Genomic DNA, 16,257 nt, shown 5'->3' with positions numbered 1-16,257 from the left:
CTAGCGTGGAGCGTCGCTTTCGCGTACGAAGCGCGTACGTACGGCGTTCGTGTGGCCGCCTCGCGCGGTCTCTGCCTGACGGCACAGGCCGGTGTCACGCATGACGCGGTCGATGGTCGCTGCGAGGGTGCTGTCGGCGCCGATGACCGTCTCGACTCCGCCGGGCAGCAGGTCGAGCGGCCGGTACCAGTCGCGCAGCCGCGTCTCGTCCACTTCGTCGGCGATCGGCTTGGTGGCGTGCCGGGCGAGGGTTTCACCGAACGGTACGTCCAGGTAGTAGTGGTGGGTCGTGCCGCGGTGGTCGGCACGCAGCCGGCCCAGCATGTCGCCGTAGCGGTCGGCGTAGAGGATGCCTTCGACGACGACATGGAACCCGGCGTCCAGGGCGTAGCGCGCCACGGTGTCGATCAGGCCGATGTTCGCGGCACCGGGCACGTCGTGTTCGCGCAGTACGACGCGGCGGAGGTTGTCCTGGGCGACCAGGGCCAGGCCGCGGCCGAACTCCTTGCGCAGACCGGTTGCGACGGACGACTTGCCCGAGGCGCTGTTGCCGCGCAGAACGACCAGCCGGGTTTCCTCGCTGCCCACCATCACGGCGGTCACCCTATCGACGGCCGCTCCGTATGGGACCCGGGCCGTCATCCCGGGGGCGCCGCGCGTGCGGAGTGGCGCAGGCAGGAGAGGGCCACCACGAAGGGCCAGACCGACTGGAGAGTCGTGACCGCGCGTTCCGCCACACCGGCGACGCCGCGCAGGTGCAGTTCGAGCAGGAACCATGCGGCGCCGACCGCCATCACCGCGGTGGCTCCCAGGGAGGGTAAGGGCCGCAGGGCCCAGGGGACGCTGTCGCCGGTTCGGACGGCCAGGACCGGCCAGGCCGCAAGGACGATGAAGGCGATGACGGCGACCGAGCCGTGGCTCAGGGAGCCGCCGCTGCTCGGCGCCGGGACCAGGGCCACCACCAGGGCGGCCACTCCCCCGGCCGCCAGCGCCACCCGGCCGGGGGCCGCAGCCGGGCGCAGCCCCCAGGCGGTGAGCAGGTGGCAGGTGCCCAGGGCGATGAACGCGCCTGTCATCACCCAGTAGCCGGAACCCCCGGGGGCCGCCAGGACGCTGATCGTCTGAGCGGCCGGGTCGTAGGCGGGGCCTTGCAGTGCCGCCGCCACCATCCAGCCGATGATCAGCACGGCAGGAGCGCACGCCGACGACACCAGGGCCCATTTCGTGACACATCGCACCAGGACACCGTAAACGGATCATCCGCTCCCCCCGTCCCACTACCGCCGCTCCGGGCGGGTCCGACCGAGGGTTTCGCGGCACGATGGACTCCGTGCGCCGACGGCGCCTGTGGCGCGGTCCGGCGCTCTGCCCGCGGAAAGGTGATCGGTCATGGAGCTCACTCTGGTGGTGCTCATCATCATTGTGGGGCTGACGTTCGACTTCACCAACGGCTTCCACGACGCCGCGAACGCGATCGCCACCTCGATCTCCACCAGGGCCCTGACCCCGCGCGTGGCGCTCATGATGGCCGCGGTGATGAACTTCTGCGGCGCCTTCCTCGGGACCGAGGTCGCCCAGACCGTCGGCAGCGGCATCATCGCCGCGCCCGAGGACGACTCGGGTCTGCTGCTGGTCCTGTGCGCCCTCATCGGGGCCATCGGGTGGAACGTGTTCACCTGGTGGCGGGGGCTGCCGACCTCGTCCTCGCACGCTCTGATCGGCGGGCTGGTCGGTGCCGCGCTCGCCGCGTCCGCGACCGTGCACTGGTCAGGGATCGTGGACAAGGTCGTCCTGCCGATGCTGTTCTCCCCTCTGGTCGGCGTGGCTCTCGGCTACACGCTGCACGTGGCCATCCTGTGGCTGTTCCGTCGTTCGGCGCCCCGGCGGATCATGCGCCGGTTCCGTATGGCACAGACCGTGTCCGCCGCCGCGATGGGGCTGGGGCACGGCTTGCAGGACGCGCAGAAGACCATGGGCGTCATCGTGCTCGCCCTGGTCACGGCGGGCTGGCAGGACGACTTCTCGGTTCCGATCTGGGTGATCGCCGCCGTGGCGGCCGCCATGGCCGCCGGCACCTACAGCGGCGGTCGTCGCATCATCACCACCCTCGGCCGGCGCATCGTCCACCTCGACCCGCCGCGCGGGTTCGCCGCCGAGACCGCCGCCGCGGCCGTCCTCTATACCACCGCGTTCCTGCTGAAGGCGCCGATCTCCACCACGCAGACGATCACCGCGGCCATCCTGGGTGCCGGTGCCACCCGGCGTGCCTCGGACGTACGCTGGCAAGTGGCCCGTTCCATCGTCACGGCCTGGGTGCTCACCTTCTTCGGCGCCGGGATTCCCGCCGCCGCGATCTACCTCGTTCTGCACGCCGTCACCGGTCTGTGATCCCAGCCCGGAGGCCCACATGATCGCCTTTTCGCCGCACACGCCGGACCCGCCGCCCCGCGAGGCTCCTGGCGGACCTACGGGCGGCCTCCCGGCGCCTGGGCGTTTCGCGCATCTGCACCCCGACGACGGTGCCTGTCTGATGGAGAGCGCCGCCTTGCTGGCCGGTGACCGGTTCACCGACAGCCCGGCCGGTACGCATCCGGCGCTCGCGGCTCTGGCCCGCATGGTCAACGACAGCGTCGGCGACGCCACCCGGCATGCCCTGTGGCCCCTGGCCGCCGAGCTCGCCGACGCCCGTCCCGCGGACCGGGCCTATGCGCCGCGGCTCGTCGGCCGGGTCGTGGACGAGGCGCGCGTGCTGCGTCCCGCATCCCGGCGTCTGGCGCGGCGCGGCCGTGCCTGCCGCCGGCGAGCCGAGAGGCTTGCTCACGTCCGCGCGGGCGGGCTGCCGGACCGTATCGCCGATCTGTTGTGGTGGCGTGGGCCGGGGCGGCGGCACCTCGAACACGCTCTCAGGGTGCTGTGCGCCGCGCCGGACGCGGATCAACGTCTCGCCCGCCTGCTGCGCGAAGCCGTGGCCGAAGCCCGGGACGGCGTGGCCCCGGGCGAGCGGGTGCCGACGGCGGAAGAGCACTGCAACCGGTAGGGGCACGGGCCCGTCCTACAGGGCACCATGATCCCTACAACAAGCTCCCCCGGTCCCTGGACCGCGCCGGTTCGGCAGGTGCTCGACTTCGCCTGGACGCAGACCCGGGCGTGCGCGTTCGCGATCGCGCTGCTGTCCGGCGTGGCCGTGTCCGCCCTGCTGCCCGGCCTTCCCGTGGCGCGCTACGACCTGCTGGTGGTCTATGGCGTGCTGCTCACGCTGGTGTTCTGGCTGCGCGGCTGGGAGAACGGGCGGGACGTCGCCGTCATCGCGGTCTGTCACGTCATCGGACTGGCCTTCGAGCTGGTGAAGGTGTCGCTCGGTTCGTGGAGCTACCCGGAGCCGGGCGTGCTGAAGTTCGCCAGCGTCCCACTGTACGGCGGGTTTCTGTACGCGGCCGTCGGCAGCTACGTGTGCCGGGCCTGGCGACTGTTCGATCTTGAGCTGGTGCGCTACCGCCCGCGGGCGACGGCGGTGGTGGCCGCGGCCGTCTACGTCAACTTCTTCAGTCATCACTGGCTGCCCGACGCGCGCTGGGTGCTGGCGGGACTGCTGCTGGCCGTCACCGCGGGAACGTCGGTGCGCTTCACGGTGCGGGGTGTGCCCCGGCGGATGCCGTTGGCCCTGTCGTTCGTCCTGATCGGGTTCTTCCTGTGGGTGGCGGAGAACCTCGCCACCTTTGTCGGTGCCTGGCGCTACCCGTACCAGGAGCACGGCTGGGAGCCGGTGGGGGTGGCGAAGTTCGGCGCCTGGGCGTTGCTGATCAGCGTCACCTTCGTCCTGGCGGCGGTCGGGCGGCGCTCGAAGCCTTGAGCCACGTATCATCCTATGGACACAAATTGGATGATTTGCCTTCGAGGGTCGTCACCGACCGTGGCCATCCTCGCCGGAGTGATCAATGTCCCGCACCGGCACGACGGACGACGGAGACGAGCTGCTGACCAGGCTCGAGGCCCTGACGGCCCAGGCGCGCGCACAGGCCGAGATGCAACGGTCACGGGTCGAGCTGGCCATCGCGCTTCAGCGTGGCATGCTCCCGCGCGACCTGCCCGCCGCGAGCCGGCTGCACCTCGCCGTGCGGTACGCCCCCGCGTGCCAGGGGCTCAACGTGGGCGGCGACTGGTACGACGCGTTCGCGCTGGGAGACGGCCGGATCGGGCTGTCCATCGGTGACGTCCAGGGGCACAACATCGAGGCGGCCGCCTTCATGGGGCAGGTGCGGGCGGGGCTGCGGGCCCTGGCCTCGGTCACCAGCGATCCGGGGGAAGTGCTGGCCCGGACCAACGATCTGCTGCTGTCCCTGGGTTCCGATCTGTTCGCCACCTGCACCTTCATGCGGCTCGACCCGTGTGCCGGGGTGCTGGAGAGCGCGCGGGCCGGGCACCTGCCGTGCGTCTGGGCCACGGCGGACGGGAAGTCTGGTGTCACCACGGACGAGGGCGGGCCGCCCCTGGGGATCCAGGCGGAGATGCCGTATCCGGTGACCCGGTACGAGCTGACCACGGGGGGCGTGTTCGTGCTGCTCACGGACGGTGTCGTGGAGGGGCCCTCGCTGCCGCTCGAGGACGGCCTGGACCAGGCGATGCGGCTCGCGGGCATCGCGGCGGTGGCGGGCATGGACGTGGACGCGCTCGCGGCCGCCCTGATCAAGGGTGCCGAGCGTGTGGGGCACGACGACGACGCCGCCGTGCTGGTGGTCGGCCTCGACGGGCCGGGGGCTCAGCCCTAGGGCGTGTCCGTAAAGTCCCGTCGTCCGCCCGGAGGGCGGGCCCGGCGGCGTCCGGTGCGTGCTCTGGGGGTCCCCCCGGCCGAAGGCTGGGGAGTGCCGGGCGGATGCCCGCGTACTGGTTGTACGCGGGTGTTCGCACGGTGCGGCGAGTGGGGGCACCTCCCACGCCCTTAAGGCAGTGGGCGAGCGTGCCGGGCGTCGCGGGGCAGGCGGGACTTTGCGGACACGTCCTAGGGTCTCGACGGGCCGGGGCTCAGCCGTGGGGCCTCGACGAACCGGGAGCTCGGCCATAGGGCCGCAGGGCCCCCGCTCTCGCCTCGCCGTCGCGGCGGCCTCGGTGTCTCATGGCTGCTGTGGTGGATAGCCGGGATCTGCGTACGCCGGTCGTCGTCGCTCTGCAGACGCTGGCTGTCGCCGCCTGCTACTACACCTCGGGGCAGCTCGGCCTGCTGCGGGAACTGGTCGTCGAGGGCTCGGTCGTCACCCCCATCTGGCCTCCCACCGGCGTCTCGGTCGCCTTCCTGCTGGTCTTCGGGCTGCGCTGCTGGCCGGGGATCGCCCTGGGCGCCCTCTTCGTCATCCTGTCCCTCACCTCCCTGACGCCGTCGGCCCTCGGCGTCCTGGCGGGCAACACGGCCGCACCCGTCGTCGGGTACCTGCTGCTGCGCCGGGCCGGTTTCCGTACCGATCTGGCCCGGCTGCGGGACGGTCTCGCCCTGGTGTTCCTGGGCGCGTTCACCGCCATGCTGATCAGCTCGACGGTGGGCGCCGGGATCCTGCTCGTCACCGGCAAGCTCGACTGGCCGAGCTTCTGGGCCGTGTGGCTGGCCTGGTGGGTCGGAGACGCGATGGGCGTGCTGATCGTCACCCCCGTGCTGCTCCTGCTGTCCCGCGTCCGCCCGCCGCTGCGCCTGTCGCGTTGGAAGGAGGCCACGGGCCTCGCGCTGATCATCTGCTGCGTCGTGCCGCTGGCCGCGCACAGCCCGGTCAGTCTGCTCTTTCTCATCTATCCCCTGCTGATCTGGGCGGCGCTGCGCTTCCAGCTCGCCGGCAGCATGCTGTGCGCCCTCTTCGCGTCGATCATGGCGACGGTGGCGGCGACCGACCGGTCCGGGCCGTTCGAGCAGCTGACCAGGGTCGAGGTGATGATCAAGCTCCAGGCGTTCAACGGGGCGATGGCCCTGACGGCCCTGATCCTGTCGGCCGTGATCACCGAGCAGATCAACACCAGGCGTTCGGTGGAGCGCGCCTGCCAGGAGCTGGTCGAGGTCCTGGAACACCTCACCGCGGGCGAGTCGGCGGACGGCCGGGCCTCCCCGGAGGACGGCGGGCTCGTGCGGCGACAGGACGGGTGACCGTACGCCTCCGACGAGCCCACCGGGCGGTGACTGCCGAGGCGCACGGTTGGCGCCATGACCGAGGTGGAGGTGCTGCAACTGCTGGTGTCACCCGCGCATCGGCTGGCCGGACGGCCGTCGGACGGCCCCTCCCCCGGCCCGTCCGACGAGCGCGTCCCCCAGGTGGAGGTGCGCCGCGGGCTGGTCGGCGACCGCTACTAGGGGGCTTCTGATGGCCGTGGGAGAACCTCCCGGCGGACGCCGACCTCCGGCACACCCGCCGCAACGTCCTGGACGTGACCATCGGCCCCGGCGCACAGCGCCCTGCGCGGGCGGGCGGGGCGGTGTGCGGTGCACGCCGCTGAGCGACGGGGTGATCACGCTGGGCCCGGCGACGTTCCGCGTCGTGGCCGGGCCCGCCGACGCCGGGCCCTGAGGCGTACCCCCGCCCGGCATGGGTTCAGCCGGCCCCGGGGGCCGTGCGGATGGCGGCGATGTCGAGTTGCAGACGCACCTTCTCGCTCACCATCGCGCCTCCCTCGGCCAGCCTGCTGTTGTAGGTCAGACCCCAGTCGGAGCGGTTGATGGTGGTGGTGCCGTCGAATCCGACCCTTTCGTATCCGAAGGGGTCGGTGACGTGTCCGATGTAGGTCAACTCCAGTACGACCGGCCGCGATATGCCTTTGATGGTGAGGTCGCCCGACATGCGATAGAGGTCGCTGCCCGCCTGTTCCACCGCGGTGCTGGTGAAACGCATACGCGGATAGGCCGCGGCATCCAGGAAGTCACGGCCGACCAGGTGGGCGTCGCGTTGTTCCACTCCCGTGTCGACGCTGGAGGTGAACAGTGTGAGGTCGGCCCGTGACCGCGCGGGGTTGCGCGCGTCGAAGTAGAGGCGGCTTTCGTACTCCAGGAAACAACCGCGCACGGTGGTCACCATGGCATGCCGGACGGAGAAGCCGATCCGGCTGTGAGCAGGGTCGACGACCCATTCGCCGGTGAGATTCACCAGGTCGGGGTCGGGCAGGACGGCGGTGGGGGAAGCCGGTGCGCCTGCGGGACGCTGTGGGGGGACTGGCGGTGCCTGCCGGCGGGACGGCACCACGCGGTTGAACAGGTTCATGATTCATCTAGGTACTTGAGTTTGGTTATTGCCGCAAGTCCCCTTCCCGTTTACGGCTGTTGCGGACGAGCCTCCGGCCTTTTTGCCGCCGCTTTGCACAGAATCCACACACGGCTGTCGCGATGTACCGACGAAATAACCATCCAGGGGCCCCGGTTTTTTCATTTCGGGCATATCGGCGATTTGGCCGGAGTCACCTCGATCGCGAGATCGTTGTCGACGGTGTAGTAGGGGCGCCAGGAGGATCCGCCCGCCGTGAGCGCCGGATAGACGAAGACGTGTTTGCGGTCCGCCACGTCGTCGAGGAGCCTGCCGATCCGGATCGGCGGCGCGTCGGCGGTGGGCCGGACGAAGGCGTCCCAGATCCGGCCGGGGCCCGCTGTGCCACCCGTCAGATCCTCGGGCCCGGCCGTGAAGGAGAAGCCTCTGGCGTCGTCGTCGATCCGGGGACGGAGGTCCCGTACGGTGTCGCTCCCCCGCAGGCGCAGCCGTACGGTGGCGTCCTCGTGGAGCTCGGCGCCGTGCAGGCGGGCCTCGACCGTCATGGCCTGTTCCGTGACGTCGATCGCGCGAGCCTCCGCGTGGGCGGTGCGCCGCCAAGCCCTGAGTGCGAGGAAGCCGTCCTTCGTGACGTACGGGATCCTGACGGCGACCGGTGAGGGCCGGTCCCGGAGGTGGCCGTCGACGAGGGCCCGCAGGTCTCTGAGGCCGGGGCGCAGCCGCTGTCGTTCGGCTTCCGGTTCCGGCAGCAGGTACAGGTCCCAGCGGCCTTCGTCGAGGACCGGGTCCGGTTCCAGTACGGCGTGCAGGTCGCCGTCGGCCCGGCCGGGCTCCAGGTCGAGGAGGTGGAGGGTCGTCTCGGGGCGGCCCTTCTTGGGGCGCAGCCTGAGCAGCAGCCGGGGACGGGAGGCCGGGCCCGGCGGGAGACGGAAGGTGATGCGGCCGTCCGGGTCGATCGCGCAGTGGGTGCGCAGGTGGGTGTCGAGGTGCGTGGTCATCGGCGTCCCTTGCGTATCGCGCGCAGTGCGCCGGCGGCCGCGGCGTGGGCCGCGTCGCGGGCGGCGTGGCCCCGGCCGATCAGTGCGCTGCTGGTTCGGTGGTCGGGCGGAGTGGTGGTCCGTGGGCCCGCGCTCCGGGCCGTGCGGGCCTCCTCCAGGAGGCGTTCGGCCTGGGCGACGACGGGGCCCGGGGCGAAGCGGCGCGCGTTCTCCAGGGCGGTACGGCCCATGTGGCGGCGCCGTTCGTCGTCGCCGATGAGTTCGAGCAGGGCCGAGGCGAGGGCGCCGGCGTCTCCGACCGGCACCAGCCGGCCGTCGGCTCCGTCCTGGATGATCTCGCCGGGGCCGTAGGGGCAGTCGGTGCTGACGACGGGCAGTCCGCAGCGCATCGCCTCGACGATGGTCATGCCGAACGGCTCGAAGTTGGACGCGGCCGCGCCGATCGAGCCCTTGGCCCATTCGGCCTCCATGGGGGTGGCGGCCCCCATCAGGAACACGTTGTTCCACAGGCGGAGCCGTTCGATGAGTCCCCGCAGCCTGGGCTCCTCCTCGCCCTTGCCGTAGATGCGCAGCCGCCAGTCCGGAAAGGCGGCTGCGACCTGGGCGAACGCCTCGATGAGCAGGTCGTAGCGCTTCACCGGAACGAGCCGGCCGGCGGCGATGACGATCTTGGCCGTGCCGTCGGCGGGAGGCAGCGCGGGGTCGGGGACGCTGTTCGGGAGGGCCTCGACGTGGACGCCGGGCAGCCACATCTTGCGCCGGTAGGCGGCGGCGTCCGCTTCCGTGACGGTGGTGATCACGTCGAGGCGGCGGTAGGCGCGGCGCAGCGCGGTGCGCAATCCGGGCGGGTGGTTGTCGAGGGTGAGGTGCTCCTGGCCGACGCGCAGGACGCGCTGCGGGGCCTGCCGCGCGATGTGCACGTTGAGGCCGGGCCGGGTGCCGATGACGACATCGGTGTCGAGCGCCTCCAGGCACTCGCCGATCCGCTGGTCGGTCAGCTCGCTGTACTGGCGGTGGCGGTACTCGGCGGCCGGGAACACCTTCGCCGGTCTCTGGTGCAGGGGATGGTCCGCCTCCTTGCGCAGGTCCACCAGCGCGCGCAGGCGCACGCGGGGATCGAGGACGAGATTGGGGTGCTCCCGGTGACGTAACGCGGAGACGATCTCCACGTCGTGCCGCTCGGCGAGCGCACCGGCGAGGTTGAACGTGGTGGTGATCGTGCCTCCGATTCCGTAGGCGTTGTGAATCAGGAAAGAGATCTTCATGGTGGCGTAGACGGCCCCAACCACCGGACAGTTGTTCGCCGTTATCACTCTGTGGCCCTGTGGGGAGGCGGGGCACGGACCAGCCCGTTCCGGCGTGATCTCGGACATAAGTGGTCTGGGCCATACCGCTTTGCCGCCCGGATGTGGATAGCTTGATGTGTTTGCCCGCAGCAGCGTCGCGTCACCGGGTGCACCGTCGTCATCGATCTCCAGGAGACCCATGCGCCCCCGAATAACCTCCGTCCCGCGCATCACGTCCCTTCCGCCCCTCGCCCTGGCCGGCGGCGCGCTGGCCGTGGGCGTGGGCGGGCTGTATCTCGCCGGGCTGATGCTGACGGGCGGGGAGATCGACTCCGGTACGACGGTGCGCGGGGTGGAGATCGGCGGCCTCGGCCGTGCGGAGGCGGTGCGGAAACTGGAGCGGCACCTCGGCGCGGCCGGGGCGCGGGAGCTGTCCGTGCAGGTCGGTGGCCGTACGGGCACGGTCGATCCGCGGCGCGCCGGGCTCTCGTTCGACGTCCAGGAGACCGTCGACCGGGCGGCACGCACCGGCGCCGACCCGGTCAGCGTGATCGGCGGGTTCTTCCGCTCGGGCGGTGACATCGAGCCGGTCGTACGCCTCGACGAGGACAAGGCCCGGGCCGCCCTCGGCGGGCTGGCGAAGGGGCTCGACCAGAAGGCCCGGGACGGTGCCGTCACCTTCGACGACGGGCGGGTCGAGCAGGTCGCACCCCGCACGGGGTACGCGCTGGACGTGAACGGCGCGATCGACCCGCTGCGCTCCTCCTTCCTGCGCGGCGGCACCCGCTCGGTCACGCCGCTGCCCGCCCGCGAGACCCGGCCGAAGGTCACGGCCGACGAGGTACGGCGGGCGGTGCGCGCGTTCGCCGGGCCGGCCATGTCGGCGCCCGTCACACTGTCCGCGGGCGGCAAGCGGTTCACGGTCGGGCAGGCCGTGCTGGGCGAGCACCTGGCGATGCGGCCGGACGGCAGCGGCAGACTGAGACCGGAGCTGGACGCCAAGGGACTGCGCGACGATCCCGCCGTGGCCGGCCCCCTGGACGACGTCACCACCACCGCCGAGAACGCCAGGCTGCGGCCGGACGGCGACAAGGCCGTGGTCGCCGAGGACGCCAGGGTGGGCCAGGAGGTCACCGACAAGGCGCTGGGCAAGGCGGTGCTGCCACTGCTCACCAGGTCGGGCGCGGACCGCAGCGGCGAGGTGGCCGTGCACCGGACCCAGCCCGAGATCACCCGCGAGAACGCCGCGGAGCTGGGGCTGACGGAGAAGATGTCCTCGTTCACCGTCCACTTCGAACCGGCGGAGTACCGCACCAAGAACGTCGGCCGGGCCGTGGAACTCATCAACGGCTCCCTCGTCAGGCCGGACGAGACGTGGAGCTTCAACCGGACCGTCGGCGAGCGCACCGAGGCCAACGGCTTCGTCGAGGGCATCATCATCCTCGACGACCAGTTCACGAAGGCGTCGGGCGGCGGTGTCTCGGCCGTGGCGACGACCGTCTACAACGCGTTGTTCTTCGCCGGGGTCAAGCCCGTGGAGCACGGCGCGCACTCCTTCTACATCGAGCGCTACCCGGAGGGCCGCGAGGCGACGGTCGCCTGGGGCAGCCTGGACCTGCGGTTCACCAACGACTCCGGCAAGGCGATCTACATCCAGGCCGAGTCCACGGACACGTCCGTGACGGTCTCCTTCCTCGGCACCAGGAAGTACGACGAGATCAAGTCGGTCAAGGGTCCGCGCACCGAGGTGAAGAAGCCCGAGAAGAAGGTGAGCGACGACAAGGAGTGCGTGCCGCAGACGCCGCTCGAAGGGTTCGACGTCACCGTGGAGCGCGTCTTCTACGACGACGGCCGGGAAGTGAAGCGGGAGCCGTTCCGTACGCACTACACGCCGCGGAACGAGATCGTCTGCGAGTGATCCACCCGCCGTTCGCCGGTCCGTGACATGCCCGTGGACGTCTCCTTTCCCGCAGGGGCGTTGACCCGCCCCCGGGGCCCCAGCACAATGAGCGCCCAGTGCTGAGAGCGCTCTCAAAGGAGTTCCATGACTGGCAGACAAGGCCCGGCGCTGAGCCGGCGTTCGCTCATCGGTGCCGGCCTCGGCATCAGCGCCGCGGGGTTCGCCGCGGCAGGCTCCGGGCAGGCCCTGGCGGCTGGTTCGGACGGCGCCGCGGGTCGGGACGGGGCGGTGGGTTCGCAGGGTGCCGGCCCGCTGTCGGCCCCGGACAGGGGGCGCGCCTTTCTCGCCGCCGCCATGGATGCCTACCCCGACCACGGCAGCCTCCGCCTGACCCAGAGCTACACCGACCAGGCGGGCCTGTTCAGCACCGCGTTCACCTACGACAACGCCCTGGCGGTCCTGGCCCACCTCGCGGCCCGCAGGCCGGAAAGCCTGGCCAGGGCAACGGCGTTGGGCGACGCCCTGCTCTACGCGCAGACCCACGACCCGGCGTACGACGACGGCAGGCTCCGGCAGGCCTACAACGCCGGGCCGTACACCTTCTACGACGGCTCGCCGCAGCCCGACGGCTTCGTACGGGCGGACGGCACCGCGAACGTCGGTACGCAGTTCGGCTTCACCGGCACGGCGGTGGGCGACATGGCCTGGGCGGGCATCGCGCTGAGCGCCCTCGCCCGCCGTACCGGGGCGCGTCGTTTCCTCTCCGGTGCCGTGCGGATCGGCGAGTGGATCGAGCGGACGGGTCGTACCGACGAGCCGCTAGGCGGCTACAAGTTCGGGGTCGACGGAGCGAATCAGAAGCTGCCGTTCACCTCGACCGAGCACAACACCGACCTGGTGTGTCTCTTCGGCCGGCTGGCCCGGCTCACCGGTGACCGGGTGTGGCTGGAGCGACGCGGGCGGGCCGAGGCGTTCGTGAAGCGGATGTGGGAGCCGGCCGGGGGGTACTTCTACACCGGCACCAACGACGGGGTGACCGTCAACAAGTCCCCGATCCCCGAGGACACCCAGACCTGGACCCATCTGGCGCTCGGCTCCCGCACGGGCGGGTACGCCCGCTCGCTGGACTGGGCCGCGGCGGAGCTCGCCGTCCGGGATCACGCGGGCCGCACGAACAGCACGGTGCCCGCGGGGCAGTCGTACGAGGGCGTCACCTTCAGTTCCGCGAGCCTCGTGGCGAACGAGGACGCGCCGATCGCGCAGGACCAGCCCAGACCCGACCGCAACGGTGTGTGGTTCGAGGGGACGGCTCATCTCGCGCTCGCTCTGCGGGACCGTGGGAAGCGTGGTGACGAGGCGCGTGCCCGGCGCATGCTCGCGTCGACCGAGCAGGCCCAGGAGCTGCTGGGCGCCGGCCAGACCGTCGGCGGCAAGGCGCTGCCCGAGCGGGCCGGGGTGGTGTCCGCGAGCAGTCCGCTGGACACCGGGTTCGGCTTCGGCTACTACCCGTACCGGCACACGGGCGCGACCGCCTGGTACCTGATGGCGGCGGCGCGGTACAACCCGCTGCGGGCCTGATGGAGCGGCCCGGTCCGCCGTCGCGTGCGGCGGACCGGGCGGGGTGTCAGGCGAGGCGGTGGACCCTTTGGTCGGTCAGCTCGTAGCGGGCGCCGACGATCGCGAGCCGGCCGGTGGTGATCCTGGCGGCGAGGTCGGGCTCCGCCACGAGCTTGGAGCGCACGAGCCGGACGTTGGCGTCGACGGTCGCGTCGATGCGCGCGTCGCCTTCCTGGCCATGGTCTATGGCGGGGCTGATCTGGTCGGCCAGGTACTGGATGTGCGCGGGCAGGCGGCCCCCCGACTCCTCGGCCTCGACGGCGGCCCGCACGGCGCCGCACGACTGGTGTCCCAGCACGACGACGAGGGGTATGCCGAGTTCCAGCACGCCGTAGGCCACGCTGCCGAGCACGGCCTCGTCGAGGACCTCGCCGGCGGTGCGGACGGTCATCAGGTCGCCCAGGCCCTGGTCGAAGACCAGCTCCGGGGGCACGCGCGAGTCGATGCAGCCGAGGACGACCGCGAAGGGGTGCTGGGCGGTGGTCAGGGTCCGCCGCACGGCGGGCGTTTCGTGCGGGTGGCGTTCCCGGTAGGTGCACCAGCGGCGGTTGCCCGCGGCCAGTTCCCGCCAGGCCTCGCCCGGGGTGCCGGGCCGCGGGGGCGCGCTCCGGGTGGGGGTGGCGGCGGTGGCCGGGCGGGCGGCGGCGAGGCCCGTGCCGAGGGCGGCGGCACCGGTCAGTGCGGTGCGCAGGAGGGTGCGGCGGACGGGGCCGCCGGTGGTCGGCCGTGGACCGGCGAAGGGGTGCGGTTCACGGCCGGCGCCTCTGTGGGCAGCGGAATCAGTGTTCACGGCCAGAACGTATGCCCGAATCCGGGCGCAGACGCGTTCCTTGCCGTTTCATGGTGAGAGTTGGGTAAGTGATGTTCTTACCTTGAACGGGATTTGACGATCCCTCAGACAACACGGGACGCCCCGGGCCGGCGGGCCCGGGGCGTCCTGTCAGGCGGGTGTGATCAGACCAGGTCGAACCGGTCGAGGTTCATGACCTTGACCCACGCCGCGACGAAGTCGTTCACGAACTTCTCCTTCGCGTCGTCGCTCGCGTAGACCTCGGCGAGCGCCCGCAGCTCGGAGTTCGAGCCGAAGACCAGGTCGGCGCGGCTGCCGGCCCACTTGACCTCGCCCGTGGCGGCGTCGCGGCCCTCGAACGTGGTCTGGTCCTCCGAGGTCGCCTTCCACGTCGTGCCCAGGTCGAGCAGGTTGACGAAGAAGTCGTTGGTCAGCGAACCGGGCGTCTTCGTGAGCACGCCGAGCTGGGACTGCTGGTAGTTGGCGCCCAGCACTCGCAGGCCACCCACCAGGGCGGTCATCTCGGGGGCGCTCAGGGTCAGCAGGTTCGCCTTGTCGAGCAGCAGGAACTCGGCCGGCAGGCGGTTGCCCTTGCCGAGGTAGTTGCGGAACCCGTCGGCGGTCGGCTCGAGCGCCTCGAAGGACTCGGCGTCGGTGTGCTCCTCCGTCGCGTCCACACGGCCCGCGGCGAAGGGAACCTCCACCTGGAAGCCGGCTTCCTTGGCGGCCTTCTCGACGGCGGCGGAGCCACCGAGGACGATCAGGTCGGCCAGGGAGACCTTCTTGGCACCGGCGCCGGAGTTGAACTCCTGCTGGATGCCTTCCAGGACGCGCAGGACCTGGGCCAGCTCGTCGGGCTCGTTGACCTCCCAGCCGCGCTGCGGCTCCAGGCGGATGCGGGCGCCGTTGGCACCGCCGCGCTTGTCGCTGCCGCGGAAGGTGGACGCTGAGGCCCAGGCGGTGGACACCAGCTGCGAGACGGACAGACCCGACTCCAGCAGCTTGGTCTTGAGGGTCGCGATGTCCCCGTCGTCGATGGCCTCGCCCTCGGCCTCGGGCAGCGGGTCCTGCCAGATCAGGGTCTCCTCCGGGACCTCCGGGCCGAGGTACAGCGACTTCGGGCCCATGTCACGGTGGGTCAGCTTGAACCAGGCGCGGGCGAAGGCGTCCGCGAACTCCTGCGGGTTCTCGTAGAACCGGCGGGAGATCGGCTCGTAGATCGGGTCGAAGCGCAGCGCCAGGTCGGTGGTGAGCATCTTCGGGCGGTGCTTCTTCGAGGAGTCGTGCGCGTCCGGGACGATCTCCGGGGCGTCCTTGGCCACCCACTGGTTGGCGCCGGCCGGGCTCTGCTCGAGCTCGTACTCGAACTCGAAGAGGTTCTTGAAGAACCCGTTGCTCCACTGGGTCGGCGTCGAGGTCCAGGTGACCTCCAGGCCGGAGGTGATGGCGTCCCCGCCCTTGCCCGTGCCGTAGGTGCTCCGCCAGCCCAGGCCCTGCTCCTCCATGGAGGCGGCCTCGGGGTCGGCGCCGACGTGGTCGGCCGGGCCCGCGCCGTGGGTCTTGCCGAAGGTGTGGCCACCGGCGATCAGGGCGACGGTCTCCTCGTCGTTCATCGCCATGCGGCGGAAGGTCTCACGGATGTCGCGGGCCGCGGCGATCGGGTCCGGGTTGCCGTTCGGGCCCTCCGGGTTGACGTAGATGAGGCCCATCTGGACCGCGCCGAGCGGGTTCTCCAGCTCGCGGTCGCCCGTGTAGCGCTTGTCGTCGAGCCAGGTGGTCTCGGGGCCCCAGTAGACGTCCTCCTCGGGCTCCCAGACGTCCTCGCGGCCACCGGCGAAGCCGAAGGTCTCGAAGCCCATCTGCTCCAGGGCGACGTTGCCGGTGAGGATCATGAGGTCGGCCCAGGAGATGCTCTGGCCGTACTTCTTCTTGACCGGCCACAGCAGACGGCGGGCCTTGTCGAGGTTGCCGTTGTCCGGCCAGCTGTTGAGCGGGGCGAAGCGCTGCTGGCCCTGGCCGGCGCCGCCGCGGCCGTCGCTGATGCGGTAGGTGCCCGCGCTGTGCCAGGCCATACGGACCATCAGGGGGCCGTAGTTGCCGAAGTCGGCGGGCCACCAGTCCTGCGAGGTGCTCAGCACCTCGGCGATGTCCTGTTTCACGGCCGCGAGGTCGAGGGACTGGAACGCCTCGGCGTAGTCGAAGTCCCCACCGAGGGGGTTGGCCACCTCGGGATTCTTGGCAAGGATCTTCAGGTTGAGGCGCTCCGGCCACCACTGACGGTTGCCGCCGCCCTGGGTCGGGTGCAGCGCGCGGCCGTGGGCCACGGGGCAGCCGCCGCTCGTCTCCTCCTGCTTCGGGTCGGTGACGATCGCGTCGTGGTTCTCAGTCATGGAAATCCTTCCGGACGGGGTGGATCGCGGTGCTCGGGTGGATCACATCG

General features: G+C 71.3%; 15 protein-coding genes. 8 read left to right on the top strand and 7 right to left on the bottom strand.

The window, feature by feature from the left end:
* Together CP976_RS40105 and CP976_RS40100 are read right to left on the bottom strand one after the other, a co-directional pair.
* A complete protein-coding gene (locus CP976_RS40105) occupies window positions 1-591 on the bottom strand; it encodes a P-loop NTPase family protein (protein WP_229876369.1) in 591 nt (196 codons plus the stop codon).
* Between the two features lie 47 nt (window positions 592-638).
* The gene (locus tag CP976_RS40100; protein WP_150484754.1) at window positions 639-1,238 is read right to left on the bottom strand and encodes a DUF998 domain-containing protein; all 600 of its coding nucleotides are present in this window, start codon (window positions 1,236-1,238) and stop codon (window positions 639-641) included.
* Window positions 1,239-1,389: 151 nt separating this feature from the next.
* Between CP976_RS40100 and CP976_RS40095 the strand changes: the two genes are divergently transcribed.
* The 6 genes from CP976_RS40095 to CP976_RS44110 all read left to right on the top strand — a co-directional run bounded on the left by CP976_RS40095 (window position 1,390) and on the right by CP976_RS44110 (window position 6,325).
* Window positions 1,390-2,388 carry an inorganic phosphate transporter gene (locus CP976_RS40095; protein ID WP_150484753.1) on the top strand — a complete coding sequence of 333 codons (999 nt, stop codon included), beginning with the start codon at window positions 1,390-1,392 and terminating at the stop codon, window positions 2,386-2,388.
* A gap of 19 nt (window positions 2,389-2,407) precedes the next feature.
* Complete coding sequence (locus tag CP976_RS40090) at window positions 2,408-3,037, top strand: hypothetical protein (RefSeq protein WP_229876326.1); 630 nt, start codon at window positions 2,408-2,410, stop codon at window positions 3,035-3,037.
* 27 nt (window positions 3,038-3,064) lie between these two features.
* Window positions 3,065-3,850 carry a DUF817 domain-containing protein gene (locus CP976_RS40085; RefSeq protein ID WP_190147021.1) on the top strand — a complete coding sequence of 262 codons (786 nt, stop codon included), beginning with the start codon at window positions 3,065-3,067 and terminating at the stop codon, window positions 3,848-3,850.
* Between the two features lie 85 nt (window positions 3,851-3,935).
* Window positions 3,936-4,766 carry a PP2C family protein-serine/threonine phosphatase gene (locus CP976_RS40080; protein WP_150484751.1) on the top strand — a complete coding sequence of 277 codons (831 nt, stop codon included), beginning with the start codon at window positions 3,936-3,938 and terminating at the stop codon, window positions 4,764-4,766.
* A 344-nt stretch (window positions 4,767-5,110) separates the two neighbouring features.
* Window positions 5,111-6,121, top strand: coding sequence for an MASE1 domain-containing protein (locus CP976_RS40075; RefSeq protein ID WP_150484750.1), 1,011 nt, complete (start codon window positions 5,111-5,113; stop codon window positions 6,119-6,121).
* Between the two features lie 57 nt (window positions 6,122-6,178).
* Complete coding sequence (locus CP976_RS44110) at window positions 6,179-6,325, top strand: hypothetical protein (RefSeq protein WP_229876328.1); 147 nt, start codon at window positions 6,179-6,181, stop codon at window positions 6,323-6,325.
* 238 nt (window positions 6,326-6,563) lie between these two features.
* On the opposite strand, the gene CP976_RS40065 is transcribed toward CP976_RS44110, so the two are convergent.
* The 3 genes from CP976_RS40065 to CP976_RS40055 form a co-directional block, all read right to left on the bottom strand.
* Window positions 6,564-7,226, bottom strand: coding sequence for a YceI family protein (locus CP976_RS40065; RefSeq protein WP_086846458.1), 663 nt, complete (start codon window positions 7,224-7,226; stop codon window positions 6,564-6,566).
* Window positions 7,227-7,387: 161 nt separating this feature from the next.
* Window positions 7,388-8,224, bottom strand: coding sequence for a transferase (locus tag CP976_RS40060; RefSeq protein WP_150484749.1), 837 nt, complete (start codon window positions 8,222-8,224; stop codon window positions 7,388-7,390).
* Complete coding sequence (locus CP976_RS40055; protein WP_150484748.1) at window positions 8,221-9,489, bottom strand: glycosyltransferase family 4 protein; 1,269 nt, start codon at window positions 9,487-9,489, stop codon at window positions 8,221-8,223. The genes CP976_RS40060 and CP976_RS40055 overlap by 4 nt, the downstream gene beginning before the upstream one ends.
* Before the next feature lie 220 nt (window positions 9,490-9,709).
* Between CP976_RS40055 and CP976_RS40050 the strand changes: the two genes are divergently transcribed.
* Together CP976_RS40050 and CP976_RS40045 are read left to right on the top strand one after the other, a co-directional pair.
* Window positions 9,710-11,428, top strand: coding sequence for a VanW family protein (locus CP976_RS40050; RefSeq protein WP_150484747.1), 1,719 nt, complete (start codon window positions 9,710-9,712; stop codon window positions 11,426-11,428).
* Between the two features lie 126 nt (window positions 11,429-11,554).
* Window positions 11,555-12,988 carry a Tat pathway signal sequence domain protein gene (locus tag CP976_RS40045; protein ID WP_150484746.1) on the top strand — a complete coding sequence of 478 codons (1,434 nt, stop codon included), beginning with the start codon at window positions 11,555-11,557 and terminating at the stop codon, window positions 12,986-12,988.
* A gap of 46 nt (window positions 12,989-13,034) precedes the next feature.
* Here the strand turns inward: CP976_RS40045 and CP976_RS40040 are convergent, their stop codons facing one another.
* The gene (locus CP976_RS40040) at window positions 13,035-13,817 is read right to left on the bottom strand and encodes a carbonic anhydrase (RefSeq protein ID WP_150484745.1); all 783 of its coding nucleotides are present in this window, start codon (window positions 13,815-13,817) and stop codon (window positions 13,035-13,037) included.
* A gap of 164 nt (window positions 13,818-13,981) precedes the next feature.
* On the bottom strand, window positions 13,982-16,207 hold the full coding sequence (gene katG, locus CP976_RS40035; protein ID WP_150484744.1) for a catalase/peroxidase HPI: 2,226 nt from the start codon (window positions 16,205-16,207) through the stop codon (window positions 13,982-13,984).
* Window positions 16,208-16,257: the final 50 nt, after the last annotated feature.

The sequence above is a fragment of the Streptomyces coeruleorubidus genome, assembly GCF_008705135.1.
GTDB classification, from domain to species: Bacteria; Actinomycetota; Actinomycetes; order Streptomycetales; family Streptomycetaceae; genus Streptomyces; species Streptomyces coeruleofuscus.
Note: the sequence above shows the minus strand (reverse complement) of the source record. Positions and strands in the feature narration are given on the sequence as shown.

Excerpts from the sequence above, each read along its gene's own strand:
- CP976_RS40045 (WP_150484746.1), top strand. The coding sequence starts at position 11,555 with ATGACTGGCAGACAAGGCCCGGCGCTGAGCCGGCGTTCGCTCATCGGT.
- CP976_RS40075 (WP_150484750.1), top strand. The coding sequence starts at position 5,111 with ATGGCTGCTGTGGTGGATAGCCGGGATCTGCGTACGCCGGTCGTCGTC.
- CP976_RS40080 (WP_150484751.1), top strand. The coding sequence starts at position 3,936 with ATGTCCCGCACCGGCACGACGGACGACGGAGACGAGCTGCTGACCAGG.
- CP976_RS40060 (WP_150484749.1), bottom strand. The coding sequence starts at position 8,224 with ATGACCACGCACCTCGACACCCACCTGCGCACCCACTGCGCGATCGAC.
- CP976_RS40050 (WP_150484747.1), top strand. The coding sequence starts at position 9,710 with ATGCGCCCCCGAATAACCTCCGTCCCGCGCATCACGTCCCTTCCGCCC.
- CP976_RS44110 (WP_229876328.1), top strand. The coding sequence starts at position 6,179 with ATGACCGAGGTGGAGGTGCTGCAACTGCTGGTGTCACCCGCGCATCGG.
- CP976_RS40095 (WP_150484753.1), top strand. The coding sequence starts at position 1,390 with ATGGAGCTCACTCTGGTGGTGCTCATCATCATTGTGGGGCTGACGTTC.
- CP976_RS40055 (WP_150484748.1), bottom strand. The coding sequence starts at position 9,489 with ATGAAGATCTCTTTCCTGATTCACAACGCCTACGGAATCGGAGGCACG.
- CP976_RS40105 (WP_229876369.1), bottom strand. The coding sequence starts at position 591 with ATGGTGGGCAGCGAGGAAACCCGGCTGGTCGTTCTGCGCGGCAACAGC.
- katG (WP_150484744.1), bottom strand. The coding sequence starts at position 16,207 with ATGACTGAGAACCACGACGCGATCGTCACCGACCCGAAGCAGGAGGAG.
- CP976_RS40085 (WP_190147021.1), top strand. The coding sequence starts at position 3,065 with ATGATCCCTACAACAAGCTCCCCCGGTCCCTGGACCGCGCCGGTTCGG.
- CP976_RS40065 (WP_086846458.1), bottom strand. The coding sequence starts at position 7,226 with ATGAACCTGTTCAACCGCGTGGTGCCGTCCCGCCGGCAGGCACCGCCA.
- CP976_RS40090 (WP_229876326.1), top strand. The coding sequence starts at position 2,408 with ATGATCGCCTTTTCGCCGCACACGCCGGACCCGCCGCCCCGCGAGGCT.